Below are 24,648 nucleotides of genomic sequence, written 5' to 3'. Positions count from 1 at the left end.
CCCGGCCCCCGCCGCGAGAAAGGGAGCCATGATGCCCGCCGACCCGACCGAACCGGACACGTTTGAGGACGAGAACGACATGACGGAGTTCGACGTGGAAGCGCCCGAGCATGACGCCGCCGAGCAGCATGCCGAGGTCTCACCGCAGCACGACGACCCGCTGACCGGAGTCGACCCCGACACCGCCAACGAGGCCGACCTCGCCGAACAGGCCCGCGTGGTGGAACTGAACGAAGACGAATACCGATGACCTGGACTGTTATGTCGGCTTCGGCCGACGGTCCCGGGCAGAATTTCTCCCCTCGGACCACGCACAGCCGGGTTACCCAAAAGTACGATGGCGGGCGCGGTGCACCGTCTTGTGCGTGCCGCGTACGGAACAACTTCTGGGAGGCAGCGTGAGCGCCATCGAGCAGACCGAGGCGGCGCGCCCGCGGGGCACACGCCTGCCACGCCGCGCCCGGCGCAACCAGCTTCTGGGCGCGGCCCAGGAAGTCTTTGTCGCGCAGGGCTATCACGCGGCCGCGATGGACGACATCGCCGAGCGGGCGGGCGTCAGCAAGCCGGTGCTCTACCAGCACTTCCCGGGCAAGCTTGACCTGTATCTCGCGCTGCTGGACCAGCACTGCGAGGCGCTGCTGCACTCGGTGCGGACGGCGCTGGCCTCGACGACCGACAACAAGCAGCGGGTCGCGGCCACGATGGACGCGTATTTCGCCTATGTCGAGGACCCGGGCGGCGCCTTCCGGCTGGTCTTCGAGTCGGACCTGACCAATGAGCCGGCCGTCCGCGAGCGGGTGGACAAGGTCTCGCTGGAGTGCGCCGAGGCGATAAGCGCGGTGATCGCGGAGGACACGGGACTGGCGACCAACGAAGCGATGCTGCTGGCGGTGGCCCTGGGCGGGGTCTCCCAGGTGGTGGCCCGCTACTGGCTGTCCTCGGAGAGCACGGTCCCGCGCGACACGGCGGTACAGCTGCTGACCTCGCTCGCCTGGAAGGGCATCGCCGGTTTCCCGCTGCACGGCGCCGACTCGCACTGATGATGTTCGCTGCGGGCGTGTTCCGCGGCGTCCTGTACGTCCCCGCGCCGGGCTAATGTGTGCTCCGTACGGCGCGGACGGCCGCGCATCCTCCCCTTGGCGGCGCCAGGGGGAACCCCAGATCGTCGGAGGGACTTAAGCCGTGGAGGTCAAGATCGGCGTGCAGCACGCGCCCCGCGAGATCGTTCTGGAGAGCGGGCAGTCTGCCGACGAGGTCGAGAGCGCTGTGTCCGATGCGCTGAGCGGCAAGTCGCAGCTGCTGAGCCTGGTGGACGACCACGGTCGCAAGGTGCTGGTCCCTGCGGACCGGCTGGCCTATGTGGAGATCGGTGAGCCGACCGCCCGCAAGGTCGGTTTCGGCGCGCTCTGAACAGCGGGGCGTCGCAGGCGGCGCCCGCAGTCGGTGGAGGGCGGCGCCCGGAGAGCTTCTTCTCCGGGTGCCGCCCTTCATCGTTGCCGCCGTCCGCTCGCGGTCGGCTTGCATGGTCACGGGAGGGTTGCCCGGTGTGCCCCCTGGGTACGACGGGTACCAACCGACTTGTTCGTCCGGATTGTTCGCCCGGTCGGGCTTGTCACGATTGCCATGCTTGACACGCGGGAGGGAACGGCATGATCTGGGAAGCGCTCGGCGCCGTCTTCATCGGGCTCGTCATCGCCCTGTCCGCGACGCACTGGCTCTCCGACCGGTTCCCCTCGCGCACGCTGACGCTGGCCACGGGACCGGTCGCCGCGCTGCTCGGTGCGCTGCTGACCCGCTCGATCCTCGGCCCCGGCCACCCCGTCCAGGTGATGGTCGCCGCGCTGGCCGTCGGCGCGGCGCTGCTGTCGCTGCTGGTGCGGCCGCCGCGCCGCCGGGTGCGCCGGCCGGCCCCGCGCCTCAAGGGGCACCGGACGGCCTGACGCACCCGCGTGACCGTCGGCCACAGAACGACCGGGGACCGGCGCCCGAAAGGGCCGCCGGTCCCCTGCTTGCCCGTGGGCGCGTTACGCGGCGAGCCCCAGGGCCGCCATCCGCTTGGTGTGCGCCTCGGTGATCCGCGAGAACATCCGGCCGACCTCGGCCAGGTCGAAGCCGTCGGCCACGCCGCCGACCAGCATCGTCGAGAGCGCGTCGCGGTCCGCGACCACCCGCTGCGCCTGCGACAGCGCCTCGCCCATCAGCCGCCGCGCCCACAGCGCGAGACGCCCGCCGACCCGCGGCTCGGCCTCGATCGCCGCGCGCACCTTCTCCACGGCGAACGACGCATGCCCGGTGTCGTCCAGTACGGCCAGGACGAGGTCCCGGGTGTCGGAGTCCAGCCGGGCCGCGACCTCGCGATAGAAGTCGCTGGCGATCGAATCGCCGACATACGCCTTGACGAGGCCCTCCAGCCAGTCCGAGGGCGCGGTCTGGCGGTGGAACTCATCCAGGGCGGCGGCGAACGGCTCCATGGCCTCGTTCGGCTCCGCCTCGATCTGCGCGAGCCGGTCCCGCAGTCGTTCGAAGTGGTGGAATTCGGCCGAGGCCATCTTGGCCAGTTCGGCCTTGTCGTCCATCGTCGGGGCGAGCTTGGCGTCCTCGGCCAGGCGCTCGAAGGCGGACAGCTCGCCATATGCGAGCGCGCCGAGCAGATCGATCACGGCGGCCCGGTAGTGCGGGTCGTCGGATGCCTGCGCCCAGTTCTGGGCGGCGATCCCGGTGAGTGCTTGCGCGTCCGCGGCGGTGTCAGGCGTCTCCATGACCGGCACAATAGCCCGCCGGAGGGCCCTGGGAAGGCCCTGGTCAGCCACTGCGTCACGGCTCGTACGCGCGAGCCGCCGACGCCGTGCTCCCGGGGCACGCCGGGGCGTGACCTATTTCTCACTCATACAAGCCTTCGGATGTCGAGCGATATCCGGGGTAGAGTGATAAAGGACCTGCCGAGGAGTCGGTGGGTCTCTCCACGAAAGCGGATGCCCGGTCGGTGGCCCGATCGGCTCCAACCGACCGCCCGCCCCCGCGAACGCGTACGAGAGGTACGCACAGCAGGGGGCACACCGCTCGCGGCAGGAGTGCCTGAGCGTTGGCAGTGGTCCCGCGCCATCCGGCTCTCTCAGGTCGGCCCCCGTACGAACAGGTACGACGGCACGGTACGACCCCCTTCGCCGCCTCATGCCGCGTCTCACAGAAGAGGCAAGATTCTGTCTACGTTCCGAGAGCTCGGGATTTTCCCCGAGACCGCCGAGGCCCTTGAGGCCGTCGGCATCGTTTCCCCCTTTCCCATCCAGGAAATGACGCTCCCCGTCGCCCTTTCCGGCAGCGACGTCATCGGCCAGGCCAAGACCGGCACGGGCAAGACCCTGGGCTTCGGCCTGCCGCTCCTCGAGCGCGTGACGGTCCCCGTCGATGTCGAGGTGGGCCGCGCCGAGCCGGAGCAGCTGACCGAGGCGCCGCAGGCCCTCGTCGTCGTGCCCACCCGCGAGCTGTGCCAGCAGGTCACCAACGACCTGCTCACCGCCGGCAAGGTCCGTAACGTCCGGGTGCTGGCCATCTACGGCGGCCGCGCGTACGAGCCGCAGGTCGAGGCGCTGAAGAAGGGCGTCGACGTCGTCGTCGGCACGCCCGGCCGCCTGCTCGACCTGGCGGGCCAGAAGAAGCTCAACCTCTCGCAGGTCAAGAGCCTGGTGCTCGACGAGGCCGACGAGATGCTCGACCTGGGCTTCCTGCCCGACGTCGAGAAGATCATCCAGCTGCTGCCGGCCAAGCGCCAGACGATGCTGTTCTCCGCGACCATGCCCGGCCAGGTCATCTCCCTGGCCCGCCGCTACATGTCGCAGCCCACGCACATCCGCGCCACCGCGCCGGACGACGAGGGCCAGACCGTCGCCAACATCTCCCAGCACGTCTTCCGCGCGCACTCCATGGACAAGCCGGAGATGGTCTCGCGGATACTGCAGGCCGAGGGCCGTGGGCTGGCGATGGTCTTCTGCCGTACGAAGCGGACCGCCGCCGATATCGCCGACCAGCTCTCCCGGCGCGGCTTCGCGTCCGGCGCGGTCCACGGCGACCTCGGCCAGGGCGCCCGCGAGCAGGCGCTGCGCGCCTTCCGCAACGGCAAGGTCGACGTCCTGGTCTGCACCGACGTCGCCGCCCGCGGCATCGACGTCGAGGGTGTGACGCATGTCATCAACTACCAGTCCCCCGAGGACGAGAAGACCTACCTGCACCGCATCGGCCGCACCGGCCGCGCGGGCGCCAAGGGCACCGCGGTCACCCTCGTCGACTGGGACGACATCCCGCGCTGGAAGCTGATCAACAAGGCGCTGGACCTGCCGTTCGACGAGCCGGAGGAGACCTACTCCACCTCGCCGCACCTCTACGAGCAGCTGAACATCCCCGAGGGCACCAAGGGCGTCCTCCCCCGCGCCGAGCGCACCCGCGCCGGGCTGGCCGCCGAAGAGGTCGAGGACCTCGGCGAGACCGGCGGCCGCGGCCGTGGCCGCAAGCCTGCGGCGGCCGCCGCGGAGGAGCGTCCCCAGCGGACGCGTACGCCGCGGCAGCGCCGTCGTACGCGGGGCGGGTCGGCGCTCGAGCCGGCCGGTGCCCAGGCGGCGGCAAGCGCGCCGGTCACCGCGGAGGCGGCGCCCGCCGAGGGCGGCACCGAGCCGCGGCAGCCGCGCCGGCGTCGCCGCACCCGTGGTGCGGCGCAGGCCGCGGCCGTGACGGCGCCCGCGGGCACGGAGGCCGTCGCACAGGCCGCGGTGGCCGCCCCGGTCGCCGAGGCCCCGGCCGAGGCGCCCGCCGCGCCGCGCCGACGCCGTACGCGGGCCGCCCGCCCGGTGGCGGCGGAGGCCGCCGTGGAGACGGTCGAGGCCGTCACCGTGCCGGAGCCGGCCGAGGCACCCGCCGCGGCGCCGCGCCGGCGTACCCGCAGCGCGGCCAAGGCCGCCGTGGAGGCGCCCGCCGAGGCCGTCGCGGTCGCCGAGACGACGGTTGAGGCCAAGCCGAAGCGGACCCGTAAGACGGCCGCAGCCAAGGCCGCCGAAGCCGCCGTCGACACCGTCGCGGACGCGCCCGCCAAGCCCAAGCGCACCCGCAAGGCCGCCGCCGCCAAGCCCGCCACCGACGCGGTCGAAGCCACCGAGGCACCCGCCGAGGCCAAGCCCAAGCGGACCCGTAAGACGGCCGCAGCCAAGGCCGCCGAAGCCGCCGCGGACACCGTCGCCGACGCGCCCGCCAAGCCCAAGCGCACCCGCAAGGCCGCCGCCGCCAAGCCCGCCACCGACGCGGTCGAAGCCACCGACGCGCCCGCCGAGGCCAAGCCCAAGCGGACCCGCAAGAAGGCCGCCGCCAAGGCCACGCCGGAGAGCTGACCCTCAGCACGCCGACGGCCCGGCTTCCGCACTGCGCGGGAGCCGGGCCGTCGGCGCTTCACCCTTCCGTGCCGTCGGTTAGCCTCACGCCATGAGCACGCCACCCACCCTCGAACTCCCTCCGTGTGCCCGCTCGTACCGGCTCGAGACCGAGCGCGGGACGTTCGCCGTGCACGACGCCCGGCCCGACGGCACTCCGGCCGGTACCGCGCTGCTGGTGCCGGGGTTCACCGGGAGCAAGGAGGACTTCATCGCGCTGCTCGAACCACTGGCCGCGGCCGGGTTCCGGGTGGTCGCGGTGGACGGGCGCGGGCAGCACGAATCTCCCGGGCCGCGCGATGAATCCGCTTACGCACAGCGGGAGTTGGCGCTCGACGTGCACGCCCAGGCCGCGGCGCTCGGCGGCCCGGTGCATCTGCTGGGCCACTCCCTGGGCGGCCTGATCACCCGGGCCGCCGTGCTCCTCGACCCGGCCCCGTTCCGCTCGCTGACCGTGCTCAGCTCCGGCCCGGCCGCCATCGCCGAGTCCCAGCAGGCCCGGGTACGGATGCTGACCGAGGCGCTGGCGACGCTGGACATGGAGGCCGTCTGGCAGGCGATGCGCGCACTGGACCCGGTGGAGGCGGCGGACCGCGCGACGCCGCCGGAGATCGGCGCGTTCCTGCACCGCCGCTGGCTGAACACCGTCCCCGAGCAGCTGATCGTGACCGGCCGTCAGATGCTCGCGGAGCCGGACCGGGTGGCGGAACTGGCGGCCGTCGAACTGCCCAAGCACGTGGTCTCCGGGACCGTCGACTACGCCTGGCCGGTGCCGCTGATGGACGCGATGGCCGAGCGGCTGGCCGCCCGGCGGACCGTCATCGAGGGGGCCGAGCACTCCCCCAACGCGGAGCGGGCCGACGCCACGGCGGGGGCCCTGGCGGGGTTCTGGCGCGAGTCCACGTAGTGGTTCGGCCCCACGATGTCGGCCGTCCCGCCGTGGGGGTGTGTCGCCGTGGCGCCTGCGGCGGGCGGTGCCACTTGCGCGGGGCCGTTCGGCTGCGGGACCGGACCTCCGGACTCCGTCCTGCGGCCCGGCCCCTCTCCGCTGGGGGTGGGAGAAAACCGGTGGGGGCGTGCGTCAGCGGTCGAGTCCCGGCTCGGACACCGCCGCACGATGTCCTCGTGTTGTCAGTGCCCGTCGCTATGGTCCACGCCATGAAGCGTGACCAACGGCCGATACGCCTGCCCCAGAGGAACACCGCCACCACGCCCGTCATACGCACCGACTTCAGCGACCCCGACGGCTGGCAGCGCGTCGTCGACGCCCTCGAGATGCCCGTCGCCGACATCGAGGACCCCCAGGACACCGACGATTACTCCCGCGCCGTCCACTACGTCACCATCATCGACAGCCCGCGCCTGGCCGACACCGACGCCGAGGCGATTCTCGAGGCCGCCCCGCCGGGCCACAGCGTCGCCTACGACCACCTCTACATCGCCGACGCCCATACCTTCGCCACCGAAGACCTCCAGCTGCTCGGCATCGACATCAACCCCGACCAGGACGAAGACGCCTTCCCCCGAGTCGCGCCCTTCCGCGTACCGGCCCTGGCGGTGGTCGGCATCGAACTCAACCACGACCTCGCCAACGTGTTCTTCAGCGAATTCCACGACTACGACTGGAGCACCGAACAGTTCCTCACCGCAGGCCCCGGAACCCCCATCCACGACGAGTTCCTCCGCATGGACCGCGACGAACCCGACCCCGACGAGGACACCCCCCATTGACCGGGAATCGGCGGTCCGAAGTCGGACCACTACCTTGCGGCTGGTCTCCGGACCGGAACTCCGGGACCTGGTCAGGTACACCCACTGGACCCAACCACCCGCACCCGACACGAAAGGCCCGCCCCCACCACCCTTCCCACCCACCACGGGAGGGGACGGCCCGTAGCGGCGAAGCCGTGTAGGGACGTCACCGCACCCGACAAACCCACGCCCGCCGCAGGCGAAACGGCGAACAACCCCCACGGCGGGGCAGCCGACAACGTACGGCCCCGGCAAAGCGCAGCGAAGGCGCAGCGGACGGGCTAGTACTGCCCCTGCACATGATCCCAGAACCCGTCCCGCAGCACGCGCCGCAGATCCGCATGGCCGCGCAGTGAGTGCTGCAGCAGCGCCTCGGCGGTCGTCAGCAGGTCCTGGTCGACCGTGCCGGGCAGATACGGGTGGCCGGGCAGCAGCGTCGCCACCCATTCGCGGCCGCGTTCGGAGAGCCACTGGGCGGCGATCCGTGCCCCTACGAAGCGGACCTCCTCGCGGGCGGGTACCGGGCCCTCGGTCGCCGGTGGATCGGCGCAGGCCATGCCCACGCGCCGGGTGACGTACGGCTTGCAGAAGTCCAGGTCGAAGGTGCGCTGGCTGTCGACCTCCCACAGCAGCGGGTCGGCCTGGTTGCGGCCCCCCGAGGCCTCGATGCCCCACAGGTGCACCCGCGCGCCGTACCCCTGTGCCGCCTCCACCGCCGACACCAGGTCCTCGTCGCCCCCTATCAGGACCGCATCGCTGATGGCGCGGTGCCGGGCCAGCGACTCCAGGTCGCTGCGGATGAGGGAGTCGACGCCCTTTTGCTGGTTGTTCGCGTTGAGGTTGCCGAGGCGGACCTTGACGTCCGGCAGCTCGGCGATCCGCTGCTGTTCCTGGGTGTGTATGCGGCGGCGGGCGCCGTCGTACCAGTAGACGCGCAGCAGCCGGCTGTCCGGGAAGATCATCCGGGCCTTGTCTATGAAGGCCTCGATGATGCCCTCCGAGTCCAGCTCGAACGCCTTGCGGTCCTCCGTTCCGGCGACCAGCCGACCCGCCGCGGCATAGACATAACCCGCGTCCACGAAGGCGGCGTGGGTGGAGGGGGTCGTGGCGACCTCGGCGAGCACCCGTGTGAGCAGCTCGTTGGTGCGCTCGATACCTGCGGCGAGCGCGGCGAGGTCTACGGGGCCCGGGGGCTGGTGGTCGTTCATACCGGATCCATTGTCCGGGCGGTCACTCTGTGAGCACAACCGCTGTACCGACAAGTACTTAGTTCCTCGAAAATTTTCTTTAGCGTAGGGAATGATTGCAGGGTGCGGGCCGTTGTACCCGTACGGAGCGCCCGGCAACGAAGCCGCGCGCTCCCCACCACACAGTTCTCCTCAGGAGGATCAGACGAAGGGAGAAGCCGTATGCGCTTCGAAATCATGCGCCTGGACGATGTTGACGGCGCCGCCGTGGACAGCACCGTCGTGGACGCCGCCTCCGTCAACAGGATCGTGCAGCAGGCCGCGGCAATGGGCCAGCGCATCTACATCCGCCCGGCCGACACCGCCGCCGTTCGCTGACACCTACGCCCGCCGATAACGACGACTGCCGATAACGACGTCGAAGCGCCTCCGTACGGACTTCCGTACGGAGGCGCTTCGCGTGGCCGGACCGGAGGGGCCGGGAGGCCGGATGACCGGGTCGGGGGCCTCAGGACCCCTGGATCACCTGCGTCACACCGTTGATGATCTGCTGCACCGCCAAAGCCGAGAGCATCATGCCCGCCAGTCGGGTGACCAGGACCACTCCGCCGTCCTTGATCACACGGATGATCACCAGCGAGAACCGCATCACCAGATAGAGCACGACATGGATCGCGGCGATCGCCGTCCAGACGGCGATCTGGGCCCCGGCGCCGTGCGCGTGCTGGACCGCGAGGATCACCGAAACGATCGCGCCCGGCCCGGCCAGCAGCGGCATCCCCAGCGGCACCAGCGCCACATTGACGTCCTTGGTCTGGGTGGGCTCCTCCGACTTGCCGGTGAGCAGGTCCAGTGCGACCAGCAGGAGCAGCAGCCCGCCCGCGATCATCAGTGCGGGCGTGGTGATGTGCAGGCGCCCCAGGATCTGCCGGCCGAAGAGGCCGAAGACGGCGATCACGCAGAACGCGACGGCGGCGGCCTGCCAGGCCATCCGGCGCTGCACCTTGGCCGGGCGCCCCGAGGTCAGGGCGAGAAAGATCGGGGTGATCCCGGGGGGATCCATGATGACAAAAAGGGTGACAAAGAGCGTACTGAAGACGGCGACGTCGAACACGGTGATGGCCTTGCGGGAGGTGAGGGTGGTACGGACGAGCCCATGCCCGTAGGGGAAAGGGAGGGTTGGGGGCGCGGACGCGGACGCGTACGGCCTGCGGTGGTGGCGGCAGTCTGCCGGAGTGGCGCCGGGTGGCTCAGCCGCCCGCGCCGGGCACGGGGAAGGCGCCGGTCGCACGGCGCACGATCTCGCCGTAGATCTCGGGGTCGGTGGTGTATTCACCGAGGCGGCAGGTCTTGCGGCTGCCGTGGTAGTCGCTGGAGCCGGTGGTCAGCAGGCCGAGGTCGGCGGCCAGGCCGCGCAGCCGGGCTCGGGTCGGGTCGTCGTGGTCCATGTGGTCGACCTCGATGCCGTCGAGGCCGGCCGCGGCGAGTTCGCCGATCATGCTCTCCGGGACGCAGCTGCCGCGCTTGACGGCCAGCGGATGCGCGAAGACGGTCACTCCACCGGCGGCCTTGACCAGCCGTATCGCGTCGAACGGGTCCAGCTCGTGCTTCTCGACGTAGGCCCGGCCGTCCTGACCGAGCCACTCGGAGGTGAAGGCGTCGGAGACGGAGGCGACGAGGCCCAGCTCGACGAGGGCGGTCGCGATGTGCGGGCGGCCGACGGCGCCGTCCCCGGCGATCTCGGCCACCCGCTCCCAGGTGACCGGCACGCCGAGGTCGCGCAGCTTGGCGACCATGCCCTGGGCCCGCGGTACGCGGTCGTCGCGGACGAGCTCCCGCTCTCGGGCGAGCTCCGGCTCGTCGGGGTCGAAGAGGTAGGCGAGCATGTGCAGGCTCACCCCGTCGATCCGGCAGGAGAGCTCGGCGCCGGTGACCAGCGTCAGCCCCGCAGGCAGCGCGGCCCGCGCCGCGGCATGGCCGCCGACGGTGTCGTGGTCGGTCAGCGCGACGACGTCGAGACCGGCGGCCGCGGCATTGCGGACCAGCTCCGCGGGGGTGTCCGTACCGTCGGACGCCGTGGAGTGGGCGTGCAGGTCGATGCGCACGACGCGGACTCCTCCAGGCAGCTGCGGGACGGACGGGGGTTCGAGGGCGCTCCACATGGGGGTGCCCCCAGAAGGATACCGGCCGCCCGGACATGCCCCCGTCAGACGCGTACGGGCCCCCGGGGCCGTCCGGTCGCCGCGCTCAGCCCAGGATGCGCGGCGACAGCGCCCCGCACGGCAGCAGATCCACCTCGGCGCCGGCCTCCCGCAGATCCGTGAGCACCAGCTCGTCGTACATCATCAGGCCCGAGCTCTCCGGCCAGGCAATGGCCCACAGCCACAGCCCGCGCGCCTCGCCCGCGAAGACCGCGCGGTCGCCGGGCGAGCCGTCGACATGCCACATCGGGGTCGGCCGCCCGGCGGCCAGCACCTTGGCGTGCGGGGACTTGTCGACACACATATGGGGGCCGGGGTCGGGGCCGTCTATCCCGGCGTAGCGCGCGCCGAGGCCGACGCCCAGCTCCTCGGCGATCAGCAGGAGTTCGCCGGGGCCGCCCAGTGGTCCGGGCCCCGAGCAGGCCACCGCGGTCGCGCGGCCGCCGCTGCGGTCGTCGCCGGCGCAGGCCACGCCGGTGAACAGCCACCCGACGGGGAGCGGCCAGGGCATCCATACGGGCACCTGCGCACGGTGCACGACAACGCCGAGCGCCTCGACGCTCGGCGGGACGACCGGCTGGAGTGGGTGCACGATGCCGTGCACGGCGCACTGCCAGGAGTCGGAGAAAAGACCGGGCGCCCGCACCCGGCCACCGCACTTCGGGCAACTGGGTTCGCCCCTCATAAGGACCAACGGTCCTCCAGGCCCGCCGCCGCGTCAAGGACGATCACCCGTCCGGTGCGCCCAAATTCGCGTGCCCGGCCGCCCATTCGGCCGCCTGATGCTCGCCTCCGCTCCCCCGGAGAAACTAGTTGCAGCTTGCACTCTTTAGCTCACCTAACTTAATATGTGCATACACCAACCATCTCGGGGGAATCGCAGGCACCCAGGGGCCCCGGGGAGGACCACCCGGCGGAACCGGCCATGGGAAGGGGAACCGCAGCATGACGAGCGGCACGAACGGCAGCGGCCACGGCGACGCCGGCAGTGAGGTACCCGACAAGGGCGGGACATCGATCCTGCGGCAGCCGATGGCGGTCTGGGCCACCGCCGGCGCCTCGGTCGTGGCGTTCATGGGCATCGGCCTCGTCGACCCGATCCTCCCGTCCATCGCCCGGGGCCTGCACGCCTCCAACAGCCAGGTCTCCCTCCTGTTCACCTCGTACTTCCTGATCACCGCGATCGCCATGCTCATCACCGGCTTCGTCTCCAGCCGCATCGGCGGCCGCAAGACCCTGCTGGCGGGTCTCGCCCTGGTCGTGGTCTTCGCCGCGCTCTCCGGCATGTCCGGCTCGGTCGGCGAGCTGGTCGGCTTCCGGGCCGGCTGGGGCCTGGGCAATGCGCTCTTCGTCTCGACGTCGCTGGCGGTCATCGTGGGCGCCGCGCATCCCATGGGGGCATCGCGCGGGGGAGATTCCGCCCGGGGCGGTGACGGACGACGGGCGGGCGGCGCGGTGGCGATCCTCCTGTACGAGTCCGCCCTCGGGCTCGGCATGGCCTGCGGCCCGCTGCTCGGCGCGGTCCTCGGCGACATGAAGTGGCGCTACCCGTTCTTCGGCACCGCCGTCCTGATGGCCATCGACTTCCTCGCCATCACGGTCTTCCTCGAGGAACAGCCCAGGCCCGCGCGCCGGACCGGGCTCCTGGACCCCGTCAGGGCCCTCGGCCACGGCGGCCTCGCCTCCGCCGCCGCCTCGGCCTTCTTCTACAACTACGCGTTCTTCACGGTGCTGGCCTTCACCCCGTTCGTGCTGAACATGTCGCCGTACCGGTCCGGCGGCGTCTTCTTCGCCTGGGGTGTGCTGCTCGCGGTCTTCTCGGTGATCGTCGCGCCGCGGCTCCAGCACCGCTTCGGCTCGCTGAAGGTGCTGGGCGGCTCGCTGGTGCTGCTCGCCGTCGACCTGCTCGTCCTGGGCTACGGCAGCCACACCACCGCCGTCGTCTGCACGGTCCTGTCCGGCGCCTTCATCGGCCTGAACAACACCGTCTACACCGAGCTGGCCCTGGGCCTCTCGGACGTGCCCCGTCCGGTGGCGAGCGCCGGCTACAACTTCGTGCGCTGGTTCGCGGCGGCCGCCGCGCCGTTCCTCGCGCCCAGGATCGAGGAGTGGACCGACATCCACATCCCGTTCGTGGTCGCGGCCGTCGCGGCGCTGACCGGCGCCGGCATCGTCGCCGTCCGCCGCCGCGCGCTGACCCTCCGGGTCGCGGAACCGGAGCCGCGGCACACCGTGGAGGACGGCGTCACGGCCCTCGCCGGCTGACGGTCCGGGGCCGCCCCGTACGCCGTCTGACGGCCCGTTCGCCCGGACGGGCCGTCAGATCCGCCGGGCCCCGCCCTCCGTACGCCTCACCACCCGGGATGAGTGAAGGTCACCACCCTGCTCACCGGCGTGCGCGCCCCGGTCGGCCGACGCCGCAGCTCGGTTTCGTGCGCTGCCCCCTGCGGTCGGCCTCCCCCGTCGTACGGGTTCTCCTCGCCGCCCTCAGTCCTCGAGCGGTACGCCCGTGCGCAACGGATCCCGCAGGTCGGTGCCGTGCCGCAGCCAGCGCTCCTGGAGGGCGTCGGCGCCGTGCACCCGCTTCCAGGCGGCTTCGTTGGGCGTCATCGGCAGAAGAGGAAGGAAGCGGACCGGATCGAGCGGCTCATCCAGTTCCAGGTCCTCGATCAGCCCGCCGGACTCGGCGACCAGAACCGAGGTGAAGGGCGCGCCGGGCCACAGCGGCTCCCCCACGTCCAGCGAGGCACCCGGGGCCACGATCACCCCCTCGACCTGCGGGGAGGCGCCGAGGACGGCGAGCGGGCGGAGCACCTTGTCGGTGTCGGCACGGCCGCCCCGTACGGTCAGGACGAGCTCGGCGCGGGGGCCGCGCAGAGGGTCGGCCACCACGGCGGTGGGGTCGGCCATGGGCTGGGCGGACATCCCGAGCGTGGCGTAGCGCACCACTCCGTTGTCCACGAAGCGGAGGACCTCGATACGGTCGGTGCCGAGGAAGGTGACGGCGGCGCGCGCATCCGGCGCGCCCAGGGTCGTACGCAACCGGGCCTCGACCAGCTCAAGAACGTCAGACATGCCGCGAGCATACGGCGGGCCGCTCGCCCGGCCGCCGTCCGCTACGGTCTGCAACGGTCTGCCCGGAGTCCGTCCGGGAGGACCCCATGCGGCGCCGCCATCCTTGGTATCGAACAGGCAAAGCGGCACCGTAAAGCTTCAGGCGGCTGATAGCCTTGCCGTCTGGTCAGGGAATGACGTCGTCCCCCAGCGGGGACCGGCCGGAGGAGGTGGGGCTGCGGTGGATCCGAGTCGACCGTGCAGTACCGATAGTTCTCCTGTCATCCCCCTCGCGCAGCGAATCTCCTGATCCGAGAGCTTCCGTACCCCGCCGCCCAGCGGCGAAACCCATGAAGTTCGGGAAGTTCCTTTGCGCCGGATGTAGATGACGGAAGAGCGCCTTCGACTCTCAATTTCCGTGTTCTGCGAACTGCCGTCAGTATCACCGCACGGAGCGCCGCCCGCTTTGCGGACGTACGGTCAAGGATGCCTCGTACGTCCACGTTCCGGGCAGCGTTGCGCCCCGCGCTCCTGACTGACGGCCGGCCCGTATAAGGAGCCAGCCATGTCGATGATCCGCGACCTGCGCGCCGCCGTCCGCCCGTCCCGGCGCCGCGAAGACACCCCCTACCGCTACGAGACCGCCGCCCCGGCCTGTGCCAACAGCGCCATCGTGGACTGCGGCGTCTACCGCGAGGGCCGCCGGGTGAGCGAGCACGTCACCCCCGCCCAGGCGATGGCGAGCGTCCGCGCCGACGGCGGTTTCGCCTGGATCGGTCTGCACGAGCCCACCGAGGCCGAATTCGCCGGTATTGCCCAGGAGTTCGGGCTGCACCCGCTCGCCGTCGAGGACGCCGTCCACGCCCACCAGCGGCCCAAGCTGGAGCGTTACGACGACACCCTGTTCACCGTCTTCAAGACGGTCCACTACGTCGAGCACGCCGAGCTGACCGCAACCAGCGAGGTCGTGGAGACCGGCGAGGTGATGTGTTTCACCGGCCGGGACTTCATCGTGACCGTGCGGCACGGCGGCCAGGGCTCGCTGCGCGCCCTGCGGCACCGGTTGCAGGACGACCCGGAGCTGCTGGCCAAGGGCCCGTCGGCGGTGCTGCACGCCATCGCCGACCAGGTGGTCGACGGCTACATGGCGGTCGCCGGTGCGGTGCAGGACGACATCGACGAGGTGGAGATCGACGTCTTCAGCTCCGGCACCAACGGCAAGGGCCCCCACGCCAAGGGCTCGTCCGCCAAGGGCGGCGACGCCGGGCGGATCTACCAACTCAAGCGCGAGGTACTGGAGTTCAAGCGCGCCGTATCGCCGCTGCTGCGGCCGATGCAGCTGCTGAGCGAGCGGCCGATGCGGCTGGTCGACGCGGACATCCAGAAGTACTTCCGGGACGTGGCCGACCACCTGGCGCGGGTCAACGAGCAGGTGCTGTCCTTCGACGACCTGCTGAACTCCATCCTTCAGGCCAACCTCGCACAGGCGGCCGTCGCGCAGAACGAGGACATGCGCAAGATCACGGCCTGGGCGGCAATCTTCGCCGTACCGACGATGATCGCCGGGATCTACGGCATGAACTTCACGTACATGCCCGAACTGCACTGGAAGTTCGGCTACCCGGCGATGATGCTGGTGACGGTCGCCATCTGCTTCGGCATCCACCGCGGGTTCAAGCGGAACGGGTGGCTGTGAGGCGGTAGTTGGGGGCGGCGCGGCAGGGCGTTGTCAGACCCTCGTGTCACCCTCGGGGCATGGCAGGTGAAGTGAGAGCGGAGTGCCCCGAGGACCTGGAGTACGAGGACGAGCGGTCGGTGCCCATCGAGGCGCCGGCCACGCCCGACGCGTGGGATGCGCTGGCCGGTGACTGGAAGAGCCTCCATCAGGGCTACTACCTCGGCAGCGAACGGCATGCGGTGCTCGAGTGCGCCCGGCACCTCGGGGCGAGCGTTGCGGCCGGTGGCGCAGAGACCGCCCTGTGGGCGCTCGGGCTGTACTACATCGGGAATTACGTCATCCACGCGTCGCCCCATGCGGAGTCCGAGCGCCGGGTCAGGGAGGTCATGGCCGGGGTCGTCCGCGCCCTCGGCGAGCGCCCCTGCGGCCATCCGGCGCATCCCTGTGACGAGGTCCCGGAAGACAGCCACCTGGAAGGCTTCCCGGCGGTCCTGGAAATGCTGGCCCATCCGGAGCGGGACGCGGCACACGAGGCGGACCTCGCCGAGGGGCACGCCGACGAGGACGAGGACGTCGAGTGGCGGGAGTCCTGGTACGAGGGCCGGCTCACCCGGGAGATATGGGCCTGCCCGCAGAATCTGGCCGGGTTCGCCCGCGCGTTCCTCGCCTGAGGCATCGCGTCTCAGCGCCTGGGCGGCTCCGGGCACCCGTGACCGGGGCGATTAGGCTGACCCGTATGACGGAGAGCGTGTCGCAGGCCCTGCAGGATCGGGCACTCATCGAAGAGGCCACGAAGAAGTCCGGCCTGATCTGGGTGCGGGGGACGGCGGGCCCGGCGCGGGCGCTGTGGCATCTGTGGCACGACGGCGCGGCCTGTCTGATCGGGGACGGGGCGGGCGAGCAGCCACTGGCCGACCTCGGGCTGACCGACGGCGGCACGGCGACGGTCACCGTACGGAGCAAGGACAAGGGCGGACGGCTGGTCGCCTGGCAGGCGCGGGTCCATGAGCTGGCGCCGGAGGGTGAGGCCTGGCGGGGCGCGGTCGAGGAGCTGAAGGGCAAGCGGCTCAACGCCCCGGATGCGGACACGCTCACGGAGCGCTGGGCGCGGGAGTGCCGGGTGCTGCGGCTGGAGCCGTGCGGGGACGAGGCGTCGCAGCGTCCCGGCCGGATGCCGGAGGAGTCGCATGCCGCGCCGCCGCTGGCGACGTCCGCCATCACCCGGCGGCCGGTGCCCGCCGCCCTGCCGAAGCTGCTGCGCCGGGGGCGCAAGGGGTAGCCGGCGGGTGCCGTGGGCAGTGGCCGACGGCTGGCGTGGGGGTGGGGTGTTGGTGGCGCCGTAGCCGTATGCCGTAGCTGTCGGGCGTAACTGTCCGCTGTCACTGTCGGCCGGAAATGGCCGTCCCGGCCGGGAATACCGCTCTGCCGCCGCCTCGTTGTGGCCCCACAGGGGGCGCTCGTATCCCCTACGGGATGCGTTCGACCCCGCCTTAAGGGTCCACGCGTCAAGGGGCCACGCGTCAAGGGGGCCACGCGCCCCTCGACCCCTCCGGCTCCCGCCGCCTCCCGGCCCCTCAGCCCCGCGTCCTCAGCCCCGCCCCGAGATCCGCGAGCCGTAGTCCACGACCTGGTCCTTCGCCGGGGCCTTGAGGTCCACGCTCTTGCCCCAGTCGTCGAGCCGGACCACGCCCGCGCCGCCCGCCCGCTGGAGCCGCAGCGGATACGGCGTGCCTTCCAGGGAGACGTCGAGGGTGCCGCCGGAGCCCGCGGCCGCGGTGAGGCGGATGGTGCGGACGCCGTCGATGTCGCTGCGGTCGCCGGTGGCCAGCTTGCCGTGCAGCCCGAGGAGGCTGCCCAGCAGCGTGTCCTTGTCGGTGAAGCCGCTGAAGCGTTTGTAGACGGGGTCGGCGGCGGGCACCTTGACGTACTTGCCGCCGAGTTTGGCCGCGGCGGACTCGTCGGGCGTACCGGATGCGGCGCTCTTCTCGCCGGCCCAGAAGGCGGCGTCCGCCTTGAGGTAGAGCGCATCGCCCACCCGCAGCAGCGAGAACGCCGCCGCCTTGGTGCTCAGCTCGCCCTTGGCGCCGTTCTTCGCGAGCCGCATATCGAGCTTGTAGGTGCGGCCCTGGCTGACGACATTGCCGGAGAGCCGGACCGTATCGGCCTGCTGGGCGGCCGCCCGCGCCTTGGATTCGATCTTTGCGGCGGGCAGTTTGCCGACGCCGTTGGTGCCGGCGTCCGGGTCCTCGCCGCCGCAGCCCGCGAGCGCCGCGGCCAGTCCCGCGCACACCGCCCCGACAAGCGCCGCCCGTCCCTTACGACGGCGGCCGGCCAGGGTTCGGGGGCGCGTCCCCGAGGGGGTAGCAGTCACGTCGGTTCTGCCTCCTGATGCGGGTGACCTCGACAGCAGTACGGCAGCGTACCTGGGCCGTGCGCGGTTTTCGGCGGGTTGTCGGCAGCACACCCGTACGACCGTGCGAGCGGCTCCGCACGGCCCGATGCGGGGCCACCATACGGCCGTTCTCCCCGGGGCGCGGCCGACCCGGGCGCGTTAGCCTGAAGCCGAATCAAGGGGTCATTCGGGCCGGAACGGGAGAAGGGAGGCGCTGCGCATGGCAGTGGTCACTCCCCGGGTCTTTGTCTCCCATATCTCCGGCGTCGCCGTCTTCGACCCCAACGGCGACCAGGTGGGCCGGGTACGGGACCTGGTGGCGATGCTGCGGGTCGGCGCGCGCCCGCCGCGGCTGCTGGGCCTGGTCGTCGAGGTGATCAGCAGGCGGCGCATCTTCCTGCCCATGACCCGGGTGACCGGAGTGGAGTCCGGCCAGGTCATCACGACCGGCGTGGTCAATATGCGGCGCTTCGAACAGCGCGCCTCCGAGACGCTGGTGCTGGGTGAGCTGCTGGACCGCCGGGTGCGCCTGGTGGATTCCGGCGAGGAGGTCACCGTCCTCGACATCGGCATCATCCAGCTGCCGGCCCGCCGCGACTGGGAGATCGACAAGGTCTTCGTACGGCGCGGCAAGGGCGGGGCGCTGCGCCGCAAGGGGGAGACGCTGACCCTGGAGTGGTCGGCGGTGACCGGTTTCTCGCTGGAGGAGCACGGGCAGGGCGCGGAGAATCTGCTGGCCACCTTCGAGCAGCTGCGGCCCGCCGACCTCGCGGGCGTACTGCACCATCTGTCCGCCAAGCGGCGCGCGGAGGTCGCCGCGGCGCTCGACGACGACCGGCTGGCCGACGTCCTGGAGGAGCTGCCGGAGGACGACCAGATCGAGATCATCGGCAAGCTGAAGGAGGAACGGGCCGCCGACGTCCTGGAGGCGATGGACCCGGACGACGCCGCCGATCTGCTCTCGGAGCTGCCGGAGGAGGAGAAGGAGCGGCTGCTGACCCTGATGCGGCCGGAGGAGGCCGCGGATGTGCGGCGGCTGATGTCGTACGAGGAGCGCACGGCGGGCGGTCTGATGACGACCGAGCCGATCGTGCTGCGCCCGGACGCGACGGTCGCCGACGCGCTGGCCCGGGTGCGCGACCCCGACCTGTCGCCCTCGCTCGCCGCCCAGGTGTACGTCTGCCGCCCGCCCGACGAGACCCCCACCGGCAAGTACCTGGGCCTGGTGCACTTCCAGCGGCTGCTGCGCGATCCGCCGTTCACCCTCGTCAGCTCCATCGCGGACACCGATCTGCCGGCCCTGCCCCCGGACACCCCGCTGCCCGAGGTGACCCGCTATCTGGCGGCGTACAACATGGTCTCCGCGCCGGTCGTGGACGAGAGCGGTTCGCTGCTGGGCGCGGTCACCGTCGATGACGTCCTGGACCATCTGCTGCCGGACGACTGGCGGGAGGCCGAGATGCACGGCTCGGTCACGGGCGGGGCTCAGGCGCTGCGGGGTGCCGCGGATGGGCGCTGAGGAGCGGGACGGCGGCAAGGACCGGGCGCGGGCGGTCGGCGCCTCCGCGGTGCGCCGCGGCAGCACGCCCGACCGGCCGCGGGTGCGCCTGGACCAGCCGCGGGTGCCGCGCCGGACGTTCTGGCCGGAGTACGACCCGGAGGCGTTCGGGCGGCTGTCGGAGAAGATCGCCCGGTTCCTGGGGACGGGCCGGTTCATCGTCTGGATGACGGTCATCGTCATCGTGTGGATCGGCTGGAACGCGCTCGCGCCCGGCCATCTGCGATTCGACGAGTACCCGTTCATCTTCCTGACGCTGGCGCTGTCGCTGCAGGCCTCGTACGCGGCGCCGCTGATCCTGCTGGCGCAGAACCGCCAGGCCGACCGCGACCGGGTCGCCCAGGAGCAGGACCGCGCGCAGAACGAGCGCTCCATCGCGGACACGGAGTATCTGACCCGGGAGATCGCCGCGCTGCGGCTGGGCCTGGGCGAGGTCGCCACCCGCGACTGGATCCGCTCCGAACTGGAGGACCTGATGCGCGATCTGGAGCTGCGCCGGATGGTCGAGGCGGAGAGTGACGAACGCGACCGCTGACGGCCTTACCGGAGGCCCGCTCCAGCGCCGTACCATCGGGGCATGGCTACCGACACGCCCCAGCCCCATGGCTCCGCACCGAGCGAGGATGCGGTCCGCGCCGCCCTCGCGACGGTGAACGACCCCGAGATCCACCGCCCCATCACCGATCTGGGGATGGTCAAATCGGTGGAGATCGCGGCCGACGGCGCGGTGGCAGTCGTGGTCTACCTCACCGTCTCCGGCTGCCCGATGCGCGAGACGATCACCAACAACGTGCGCGACGCGGTCGCCGGGGTCGAGGGCGTCACCGGCGTCCGGGTCGACCTCGAGGTGATGAGCGACGAGCAGCGCAAGGAGCTGGCTTCGTCGCTGCGCGGCGGTACCGCCGAGCGCGAGGTGCCGTTCGCCCAGCCCGGCTCGCTGACCCGCGTCTACGCCGTCGCCTCCGGCAAGGGCGGTGTCGGCAAGTCGTCGGTGACCGTGAACCTCGCCGCGGCGATGGCGGCCGACGGCCTGAAGGTCGGTGTGGTGGACGCCGACATCTACGGCCACTCCGTGCCCCGGATGCTGGGCGCCGACGGCAAGCCCACCCAGGTCGAGAACATGATCATGCCGCCGTCGGCGAACGGCGTGAAGGTCATCTCGATCGGCATGTTCACGCCGGGCAACGCCCCGGTGGTCTGGCGCGGCCCGATGCTGCACCGCGCGCTCCAGCAGTTCCTGGCCGATGTGTACTGGGGCGACCTGGACGTGCTGCTGCTGGACCTGCCGCCCGGCACGGGCGACATCGCCATCTCGGTGGCCCAGCTCGTCCCGAACGCCGAGATCCTGGTCGTCACCACCCCGCAGCAGGCCGCGGCGGAGGTCGCCGAGCGGGCCGGTTCGATCGCCGTGCAGACCCACCAGAAGATCGTCGGCGTGGTCGAGAACATGTCCGGGCTGCCCTGCCCGCACTGCGACGAGATGGTCGACGTCTTCGGCACCGGCGGCGGCGAGCGGGTCGCCGAGGGCCTGACGAAGACGACCGGCACGCAGGTGCCGGTGCTCGGCGCCATCCCGATCGACGTGCGGCTGCGCGAGGGCGGCGACGAGGGCAAGCCGGTCGTGCTGACCGACCCGGACTCCCCCGCGGGCTCGGCGATCCGCGCCATCGCGGGCAAGCTGGGCGGGCGTCAGCGGGGCCTGTCGGGCATGTCGCTGGGGATCACGCCGCGCAACAAGTTCTGAGGACTGCGGGGCCGCCGAACGGCGGCCCGACGCCGCAGGGGCGGGCCCGCCGGGTCCGCCCCTTTCCGCGTCTACCGGGGACGGGCCGCGCGGGCGTGTCCCGGCCGCTCAGCCCTCGTACGAACTGATGTCCTTGACGACGGAGAAGCCCAGGCCGTAGGCGCTCATCCCGCGCCCGTACGCGCCGATGTGCACGGACCCGGCGCCGTCGCCCGACGAGCCGGCCAGCACCCAGCCGTACTCGGACTCGCGGTAGCGGAACGGCATCGGCACGCCGTCCACCGGCAGCATCAGCTCGCTCCAGCTCTCGCCGGTCAGATCGTCGGCCAGCTCCCAGGCGATCATCGTCTGCTGGTCCAGCCAGTCCTGGCGCAGCGCCCGGTCCATATGGGACGGCCAGGTCTGGGCGAGCAGCCCGGAACCGGCGAGCCAGGCGGCCGTGGAGACCGAGGTGGCCTCCAGGACGCCGGTGCCGTCGGCGCTGCGCCGTACGGGCCGGCTGGCGACGGTGACCACGACCGCGAACCGGTCCTCGTCCCTGCCCGTGTCGACCTTTATGGTCGGCTCCTGGCCGTGTCCGGTGGCACCGTGCTCGACGGTGCCGTCCGCGGCCGCGCCGACCTGCATCAGCCAGCGTGGCCCGTCGAACGCCTCGTCGAGGCCGTACCACGGGAACGCGGCCAGCAGATAGCCGTCGACCTTCCGGCCGTCGTCGCCTGACACCTCATCGGTCGGTGTCGGACTCGTCGTCTCCATCTGCGCGGCGCCTCCTTGTTGCCCTGCGTCATGGGCGGCCCGCCCCCCTCAGGCGTCCTCACCCCGGACACCGGGAGCATAGCCATAGGGGTCAACACAGCCGGGCATACGGGAGTATCAGGTGGCGTCGGCGTCGAACGGCGGACGCTCCGGCGACGCGGCCCGGTCGCTCTTCTTGACCAGGTCGGGGCGGCCGGAGGCGCCGGACGCGGGCTCCTTGGAGAGGTTGGCCCGTGCGCCGTTCGAGGGGCGCGCGGGCGCGTCATGGTCGTCGCGGTCGTGGATGACGTCCTCGAGGTCGGACATCTCCGACCGGAAGTCGAAGCCGTTACGGATCTCCTGGAGGTCCTTGAGGCCGTATTCGTCCTTCTCCAGGACGTGCTTGCGGACGAAATTCTTGGGCTTGAGGTCCTCGAACTCGAAGTCCTTGAATTCCGGTCCCAGCTCGCTGCGGATGTCCTCCTTGGCGCTGTCGGAGAACGCGCGCACCTTCCGGATGAAGCCCATGGTGTCGTGAATGACCTTGGGCAGCTTGTCCGGCCCGAAGATGAGCACCGCAAGGATCACGAGCGCGACCAGCTCGAGGGGTCCTATGTCGAAGAACACCTTGCAGCTCCTTGGAATATCCGCGGCCGTCGATGGCCTAGAGGCCAGGCCAACTATCACGGTACCTGGCCCGCTGCGTCGGGTGGGAGTCACCCGTGCCAACACGGGGCAAACGATCAGCCGCTGCTGGAGGAGCCCAGCGTCAGCCGAACGGTCCGCTCCTTTCCGCCCCTTTGGAGGCTCAGCACCAGCGTGTCGCCGGGCCGGTGGCTGCGGATCTTGACGATCAGCTCCTCGCCGCTGTGCACCGCCGCACCGTCCACCTTGGTGATCACATCGCCGGCCCTGATGCCGGCCTTGGCCCCGGGGCCACCCGGGGTGACCGGCGCCTTTCCGTCCTTGCTCCGGTCGCTGACCCGTGCGCCGTCCCCGGCGTACTCCATTTCCAGCATGACGCCGATCACCGGGTGTGTTGCGCGGCCGGTGTTGATCAGTTCCTCGGCCACCCGCCTGGCCTGGTTGATCGGTATGGCGAAGCCCAGGCCGATGCTGCCGCCCTGGCCGCCGGCTTCCGGCCCGCTGCCGGTGTCGGCCGCCCGGATGGCGCTGTTGATGCCGATCACCCGCGCCTTGGCGTCCACCAGCGGGCCACCGGAGTTCCCCGGGTTTATCGGGGCGTCGGTCTGCAGCGCGTCGACGTACGAGACATCGCTCCCGTCGCCCTTGCTGCCGCCGGCGGTGATCGGGCGCTGCTTGGCGCTGATGATGCCGGAGGTGACGGTGTTGGCCAGGTCGTACGGGGCGCCGATGGCCACGACCGGGTCGCCGACCCGGACCGCGTCGGAGTTTCCGAGGGTCAGCGGCCGCAGTCCGGTGACGCCCTCCACCTGGACGACGGCGAGGTCGTAGCCGCCGTCCTGCCCGACGACCTTGGCCTTGGCCGTCTGGCCGCCGCTGAAGGTCACCGATATCTCGCCGTTGGCGCCGGCCGGCTCGACGACGTGGTTGTTGGTGAGGATGTGCCCCTCCCGGTCGAGGACGAAGCCGGTGCCGGTGCCCTGCTCGGCGCTGCCGCGTACGTGGAGGGTGACCACGCCGGGCAGCGCCCGCTGGGCGATCCCGGCGACGCTGTCGGGGTTGCGGGCCCCGCCGTCGTCGGCGGCCTGCGGGAGGCGGATGTCGTTGATGCCGCCGTAGCGCTCGATGTACGCGCCGATGACGCCGCCGGCGCCGCCCGCGAGCAGCGCGAGGGCCACCGCGCCGGCCACCAGCGGTGCGCGCCTGCCGCGCCGGCCGCCGGGCGGCGGGGGCGCGGCGGGGCCGCCGTGCTGGGGTGCGCTCCAGGGGTCGTACCGCTGCCAGGCGCCGGTGGGGGCGGGGACCGGGGCCGGAACGGGGGCGGGGCCGTGACCGCCAGGGACGGCCGGGCGGCTCGCGGCGGGGCGGGGGCCGCCGTCGCCGGGGTGGGGAACGAAGGCGGTGGTGTCGGCGGCGTCGGGCGGGGTGGCGGGCTCCTGAGGGGCGGGGGGCTTCTGGAGGGAGGGGCCGTCGTTGCCCGCGGGGGCGGCTTGCATGGGTGCGGACTGCGCGGGTGCGGCCGGTGGCTGCGGGGCCGGGCCGGGGTAGGCGGGGGGCGCCGGGGCCTGCGCGGGCATGGCGTACGGCGGGAGCCGGGTGCCCTGTGCCGGGGTCGTCATCGGCCGCTGTACGGGCGGCGCGGGCGCCCAGGGGCCGGGGCCGCCGTACGGAGGCGTGCCGTACGGGTCCTCGGCGTGCAGCGGCCGCGGCCGCTCCGGGGCGCCGTGCGACCCGGCCGTGACCGTGGCCGTGGCCGTGGTCTCCTCCCGCGGACCGGCGCCGACCTGACCGAGCGTCACGGTCGAGGGCTCGGGCGGCGCGGCCGCGGCGGCCGGCGGCCGGACGGTCCAGTCGTCGTCCGCCGCCGGTTCGGCCGTACCGGCCGTACCGACTGTCTCGGCCGCCTCGGCCGCCTCGGCCGGAGCTGCCGGGGCTGTCGCAGCGGCCGGCTCCGCCGTGCCCGCAGGCCCGGGTGTGCCCGCAGGCTCCGGCGCCGCGTCCGCCGCGCCTTCGACGCCCTCCGGCGGCCGGACGGTCCAGTCCTCGTCCGCCGGGCCCACCGGGACCCCTGCGGCCGCCTCGGCCGTGCGGTCGGCGGGCGGCGCCGGTGTCTGCGGACCGGCTTCGGTGGGCGGCTGCGTCACCGGGCGTCCCGGGCGGCTCCACCACTTCAGCTTCGGCCCGGCGGCCTTACCGTCGTCCATGCTCTCCCCATTTTTCGCCCGCGGTCACGCGCGGGCCACCGCCACCTCGCGGCCCGCGCCCCGGACAGGGGGCGCAGCCCAACAGGG

The 24,648-nt window shown here is 72.0% G+C and carries 25 protein-coding genes; 15 read left to right on the top strand and 10 right to left on the bottom strand.

The features are described 5' to 3' along the window. Positions 1-31: 31 nt before the first annotated feature. The 4 genes from AC5677_RS25620 to AC5677_RS25605 all read left to right on the top strand — a co-directional run bounded on the left by AC5677_RS25620 (position 32) and on the right by AC5677_RS25605 (position 1,940). Positions 32-250 (top strand): Rv3202a family protein, encoded by a 219-nt coding sequence (locus tag AC5677_RS25620; protein ID WP_497196754.1) that lies wholly within the window; start codon positions 32-34, stop codon positions 248-250. A gap of 148 nt (positions 251-398) precedes the next feature. After that, on the top strand, positions 399-1,040 hold the full coding sequence (locus AC5677_RS25615) for a TetR/AcrR family transcriptional regulator (RefSeq protein WP_497190274.1): 642 nt from the start codon (positions 399-401) through the stop codon (positions 1,038-1,040). Between the two features lie 142 nt (positions 1,041-1,182). Further along, positions 1,183-1,410 carry a DUF3107 domain-containing protein gene (locus AC5677_RS25610; protein ID WP_403501144.1) on the top strand — a complete coding sequence of 76 codons (228 nt, stop codon included), beginning with the start codon at positions 1,183-1,185 and terminating at the stop codon, positions 1,408-1,410. Between the two features lie 239 nt (positions 1,411-1,649). After that, positions 1,650-1,940: a hypothetical protein gene (locus AC5677_RS25605; protein WP_497190273.1), complete on the top strand. Its 291-nt coding sequence runs from the start codon at positions 1,650-1,652 to the stop codon at positions 1,938-1,940. 84 nt (positions 1,941-2,024) lie between these two features. On the opposite strand, the gene AC5677_RS25600 is transcribed toward AC5677_RS25605, so the two are convergent. Continuing rightward, positions 2,025-2,759: a ferritin-like fold-containing protein gene (locus tag AC5677_RS25600; protein ID WP_497190272.1), complete on the bottom strand. Its 735-nt coding sequence runs from the start codon at positions 2,757-2,759 to the stop codon at positions 2,025-2,027. A gap of 531 nt (positions 2,760-3,290) precedes the next feature. Between AC5677_RS25600 and AC5677_RS25595 the strand changes: the two genes are divergently transcribed. From AC5677_RS25595 to AC5677_RS25585, 3 genes are all read left to right on the top strand, one after another. Then, positions 3,291-5,372 (top strand): DEAD/DEAH box helicase, encoded by a 2,082-nt coding sequence (locus tag AC5677_RS25595; protein ID WP_497190271.1) that lies wholly within the window; start codon positions 3,291-3,293, stop codon positions 5,370-5,372. A 91-nt stretch (positions 5,373-5,463) separates the two neighbouring features. Continuing rightward, positions 5,464-6,318 carry an alpha/beta fold hydrolase gene (locus AC5677_RS25590; protein WP_497190270.1) on the top strand — a complete coding sequence of 285 codons (855 nt, stop codon included), beginning with the start codon at positions 5,464-5,466 and terminating at the stop codon, positions 6,316-6,318. Positions 6,319-6,569: 251 nt separating this feature from the next. After that, positions 6,570-7,142 carry a DUF6924 domain-containing protein gene (locus AC5677_RS25585; protein ID WP_497190269.1) on the top strand — a complete coding sequence of 191 codons (573 nt, stop codon included), beginning with the start codon at positions 6,570-6,572 and terminating at the stop codon, positions 7,140-7,142. A gap of 302 nt (positions 7,143-7,444) precedes the next feature. Here AC5677_RS25585 and AC5677_RS25580 read toward each other — a convergent pair whose 3' ends face one another. Then, the gene (locus AC5677_RS25580) at positions 7,445-8,371 is read right to left on the bottom strand and encodes an NYN domain-containing protein (RefSeq protein WP_497190268.1); all 927 of its coding nucleotides are present in this window, start codon (positions 8,369-8,371) and stop codon (positions 7,445-7,447) included. Between the two features lie 201 nt (positions 8,372-8,572). Here AC5677_RS25580 and AC5677_RS25575 point away from each other — a divergent pair, with 201 nt between their 5' ends. Next, positions 8,573-8,728 carry a DUF8834 family protein gene (locus AC5677_RS25575; protein WP_497190267.1) on the top strand — a complete coding sequence of 52 codons (156 nt, stop codon included), beginning with the start codon at positions 8,573-8,575 and terminating at the stop codon, positions 8,726-8,728. Between the two features lie 130 nt (positions 8,729-8,858). Here the strand turns inward: AC5677_RS25575 and AC5677_RS25570 are convergent, their stop codons facing one another. From AC5677_RS25570 to AC5677_RS25560, 3 genes are all read right to left on the bottom strand, one after another. Further along, positions 8,859-9,464 carry a MarC family protein gene (locus AC5677_RS25570; protein ID WP_497190266.1) on the bottom strand — a complete coding sequence of 202 codons (606 nt, stop codon included), beginning with the start codon at positions 9,462-9,464 and terminating at the stop codon, positions 8,859-8,861. 136 nt (positions 9,465-9,600) lie between these two features. Then, a complete protein-coding gene (locus AC5677_RS25565) occupies positions 9,601-10,455 on the bottom strand; it encodes a PHP domain-containing protein (protein WP_497190265.1) in 855 nt (284 codons plus the stop codon). Between the two features lie 142 nt (positions 10,456-10,597). Then, positions 10,598-11,236 carry a DUF6758 family protein gene (locus AC5677_RS25560; RefSeq protein ID WP_497190264.1) on the bottom strand — a complete coding sequence of 213 codons (639 nt, stop codon included), beginning with the start codon at positions 11,234-11,236 and terminating at the stop codon, positions 10,598-10,600. 260 nt (positions 11,237-11,496) lie between these two features. On the opposite strand from AC5677_RS25560, the gene AC5677_RS25555 reads away from it, so the two are divergent. Then, positions 11,497-12,816: an MFS transporter gene (locus AC5677_RS25555; RefSeq protein WP_497190263.1), complete on the top strand. Its 1,320-nt coding sequence runs from the start codon at positions 11,497-11,499 to the stop codon at positions 12,814-12,816. Positions 12,817-13,038: 222 nt separating this feature from the next. Here the strand turns inward: AC5677_RS25555 and AC5677_RS25550 are convergent, their stop codons facing one another. Continuing rightward, entirely contained in the window at positions 13,039-13,626 is a 588-nt protein-coding gene (locus AC5677_RS25550) for a suppressor of fused domain protein (RefSeq protein WP_497190262.1), read from the bottom strand. A 544-nt stretch (positions 13,627-14,170) separates the two neighbouring features. Here AC5677_RS25550 and AC5677_RS25545 point away from each other — a divergent pair. The 3 genes from AC5677_RS25545 (at position 14,171) to AC5677_RS25535 (ending at position 16,562) form a co-directional block, all read left to right on the top strand. Next, positions 14,171-15,301 carry a magnesium and cobalt transport protein CorA gene (locus tag AC5677_RS25545; protein WP_497190261.1) on the top strand — a complete coding sequence of 377 codons (1,131 nt, stop codon included), beginning with the start codon at positions 14,171-14,173 and terminating at the stop codon, positions 15,299-15,301. A gap of 59 nt (positions 15,302-15,360) precedes the next feature. Beyond that, positions 15,361-15,954 carry a hypothetical protein gene (locus AC5677_RS25540; protein WP_497190260.1) on the top strand — a complete coding sequence of 198 codons (594 nt, stop codon included), beginning with the start codon at positions 15,361-15,363 and terminating at the stop codon, positions 15,952-15,954. A gap of 65 nt (positions 15,955-16,019) precedes the next feature. Further along, positions 16,020-16,562 (top strand): hypothetical protein, encoded by a 543-nt coding sequence (locus AC5677_RS25535; protein WP_497190259.1) that lies wholly within the window; start codon positions 16,020-16,022, stop codon positions 16,560-16,562. 309 nt (positions 16,563-16,871) lie between these two features. Here the strand turns inward: AC5677_RS25535 and AC5677_RS25530 are convergent, their stop codons facing one another. Further along, positions 16,872-17,654 carry a hypothetical protein gene (locus tag AC5677_RS25530; RefSeq protein WP_497190258.1) on the bottom strand — a complete coding sequence of 261 codons (783 nt, stop codon included), beginning with the start codon at positions 17,652-17,654 and terminating at the stop codon, positions 16,872-16,874. A 241-nt stretch (positions 17,655-17,895) separates the two neighbouring features. Between AC5677_RS25530 and AC5677_RS25525 the strand changes: the two genes are divergently transcribed. The 3 genes from AC5677_RS25525 to AC5677_RS25515 are packed head-to-tail and all read left to right on the top strand — an operon-like array spanning position 17,896 to position 20,977. Next, a complete protein-coding gene (locus tag AC5677_RS25525; protein ID WP_497190257.1) occupies positions 17,896-19,194 on the top strand; it encodes a magnesium transporter MgtE N-terminal domain-containing protein in 1,299 nt (432 codons plus the stop codon). Then, positions 19,184-19,768: a DUF1003 domain-containing protein gene (locus AC5677_RS25520; RefSeq protein ID WP_497190256.1), complete on the top strand. Its 585-nt coding sequence runs from the start codon at positions 19,184-19,186 to the stop codon at positions 19,766-19,768. Before AC5677_RS25525 ends, AC5677_RS25520 begins: the two co-directional genes overlap by 11 nt. A gap of 42 nt (positions 19,769-19,810) precedes the next feature. Continuing rightward, positions 19,811-20,977, top strand: a complete 1,167-nt coding sequence (locus AC5677_RS25515; protein WP_497190255.1) for an Mrp/NBP35 family ATP-binding protein — start codon at positions 19,811-19,813, stop codon at positions 20,975-20,977. 108 nt (positions 20,978-21,085) lie between these two features. Here AC5677_RS25515 and AC5677_RS25510 read toward each other — a convergent pair whose 3' ends face one another. The 3 genes from AC5677_RS25510 to AC5677_RS25500 form a co-directional block, all read right to left on the bottom strand. After that, complete coding sequence (locus tag AC5677_RS25510) at positions 21,086-21,733, bottom strand: hypothetical protein (protein ID WP_497190254.1); 648 nt, start codon at positions 21,731-21,733, stop codon at positions 21,086-21,088. Between the two features lie 117 nt (positions 21,734-21,850). After that, on the bottom strand, positions 21,851-22,339 hold the full coding sequence (locus AC5677_RS25505) for a sec-independent translocase (RefSeq protein ID WP_497190253.1): 489 nt from the start codon (positions 22,337-22,339) through the stop codon (positions 21,851-21,853). A 116-nt stretch (positions 22,340-22,455) separates the two neighbouring features. Next, the gene (locus AC5677_RS25500; protein WP_497190252.1) at positions 22,456-24,561 is read right to left on the bottom strand and encodes a S1C family serine protease; all 2,106 of its coding nucleotides are present in this window, start codon (positions 24,559-24,561) and stop codon (positions 22,456-22,458) included. Positions 24,562-24,648 lie beyond the last annotated feature (87 nt).

Source organism: Streptomyces sp. JLSY215 (genome assembly GCF_059682825.1).
Note: the sequence above shows the minus strand (reverse complement) of the source record. Positions and strands in the feature narration are given on the sequence as shown.

Excerpts from the sequence above, each read along its gene's own strand:
- AC5677_RS25550 (WP_497190262.1), bottom strand. The coding sequence starts at position 13,626 with ATGTCTGACGTTCTTGAGCTGGTCGAGGCCCGGTTGCGTACGACCCTG.
- AC5677_RS25535 (WP_497190259.1), top strand. The coding sequence starts at position 16,020 with ATGACGGAGAGCGTGTCGCAGGCCCTGCAGGATCGGGCACTCATCGAA.
- AC5677_RS25580 (WP_497190268.1), bottom strand. The coding sequence starts at position 8,371 with ATGAACGACCACCAGCCCCCGGGCCCCGTAGACCTCGCCGCGCTCGCC.
- AC5677_RS25620 (WP_497196754.1), top strand. The coding sequence starts at position 32 with ATGCCCGCCGACCCGACCGAACCGGACACGTTTGAGGACGAGAACGAC.
- AC5677_RS25515 (WP_497190255.1), top strand. The coding sequence starts at position 19,811 with ATGGCTACCGACACGCCCCAGCCCCATGGCTCCGCACCGAGCGAGGAT.
- AC5677_RS25585 (WP_497190269.1), top strand. The coding sequence starts at position 6,570 with ATGAAGCGTGACCAACGGCCGATACGCCTGCCCCAGAGGAACACCGCC.
- AC5677_RS25560 (WP_497190264.1), bottom strand. The coding sequence starts at position 11,236 with ATGAGGGGCGAACCCAGTTGCCCGAAGTGCGGTGGCCGGGTGCGGGCG.
- AC5677_RS25540 (WP_497190260.1), top strand. The coding sequence starts at position 15,361 with ATGGCAGGTGAAGTGAGAGCGGAGTGCCCCGAGGACCTGGAGTACGAG.
- AC5677_RS25605 (WP_497190273.1), top strand. The coding sequence starts at position 1,650 with ATGATCTGGGAAGCGCTCGGCGCCGTCTTCATCGGGCTCGTCATCGCC.
- AC5677_RS25510 (WP_497190254.1), bottom strand. The coding sequence starts at position 21,733 with ATGGAGACGACGAGTCCGACACCGACCGATGAGGTGTCAGGCGACGAC.
- AC5677_RS25525 (WP_497190257.1), top strand. The coding sequence starts at position 17,896 with ATGGCAGTGGTCACTCCCCGGGTCTTTGTCTCCCATATCTCCGGCGTC.
- AC5677_RS25500 (WP_497190252.1), bottom strand. The coding sequence starts at position 24,561 with ATGGACGACGGTAAGGCCGCCGGGCCGAAGCTGAAGTGGTGGAGCCGC.
- AC5677_RS25600 (WP_497190272.1), bottom strand. The coding sequence starts at position 2,759 with ATGGAGACGCCTGACACCGCCGCGGACGCGCAAGCACTCACCGGGATC.
- AC5677_RS25575 (WP_497190267.1), top strand. The coding sequence starts at position 8,573 with ATGCGCTTCGAAATCATGCGCCTGGACGATGTTGACGGCGCCGCCGTG.
- AC5677_RS25520 (WP_497190256.1), top strand. The coding sequence starts at position 19,184 with ATGGGCGCTGAGGAGCGGGACGGCGGCAAGGACCGGGCGCGGGCGGTC.
- AC5677_RS25545 (WP_497190261.1), top strand. The coding sequence starts at position 14,171 with ATGTCGATGATCCGCGACCTGCGCGCCGCCGTCCGCCCGTCCCGGCGC.
- AC5677_RS25595 (WP_497190271.1), top strand. The coding sequence starts at position 3,291 with ATGACGCTCCCCGTCGCCCTTTCCGGCAGCGACGTCATCGGCCAGGCC.
- AC5677_RS25555 (WP_497190263.1), top strand. The coding sequence starts at position 11,497 with ATGACGAGCGGCACGAACGGCAGCGGCCACGGCGACGCCGGCAGTGAG.
- AC5677_RS25590 (WP_497190270.1), top strand. The coding sequence starts at position 5,464 with ATGAGCACGCCACCCACCCTCGAACTCCCTCCGTGTGCCCGCTCGTAC.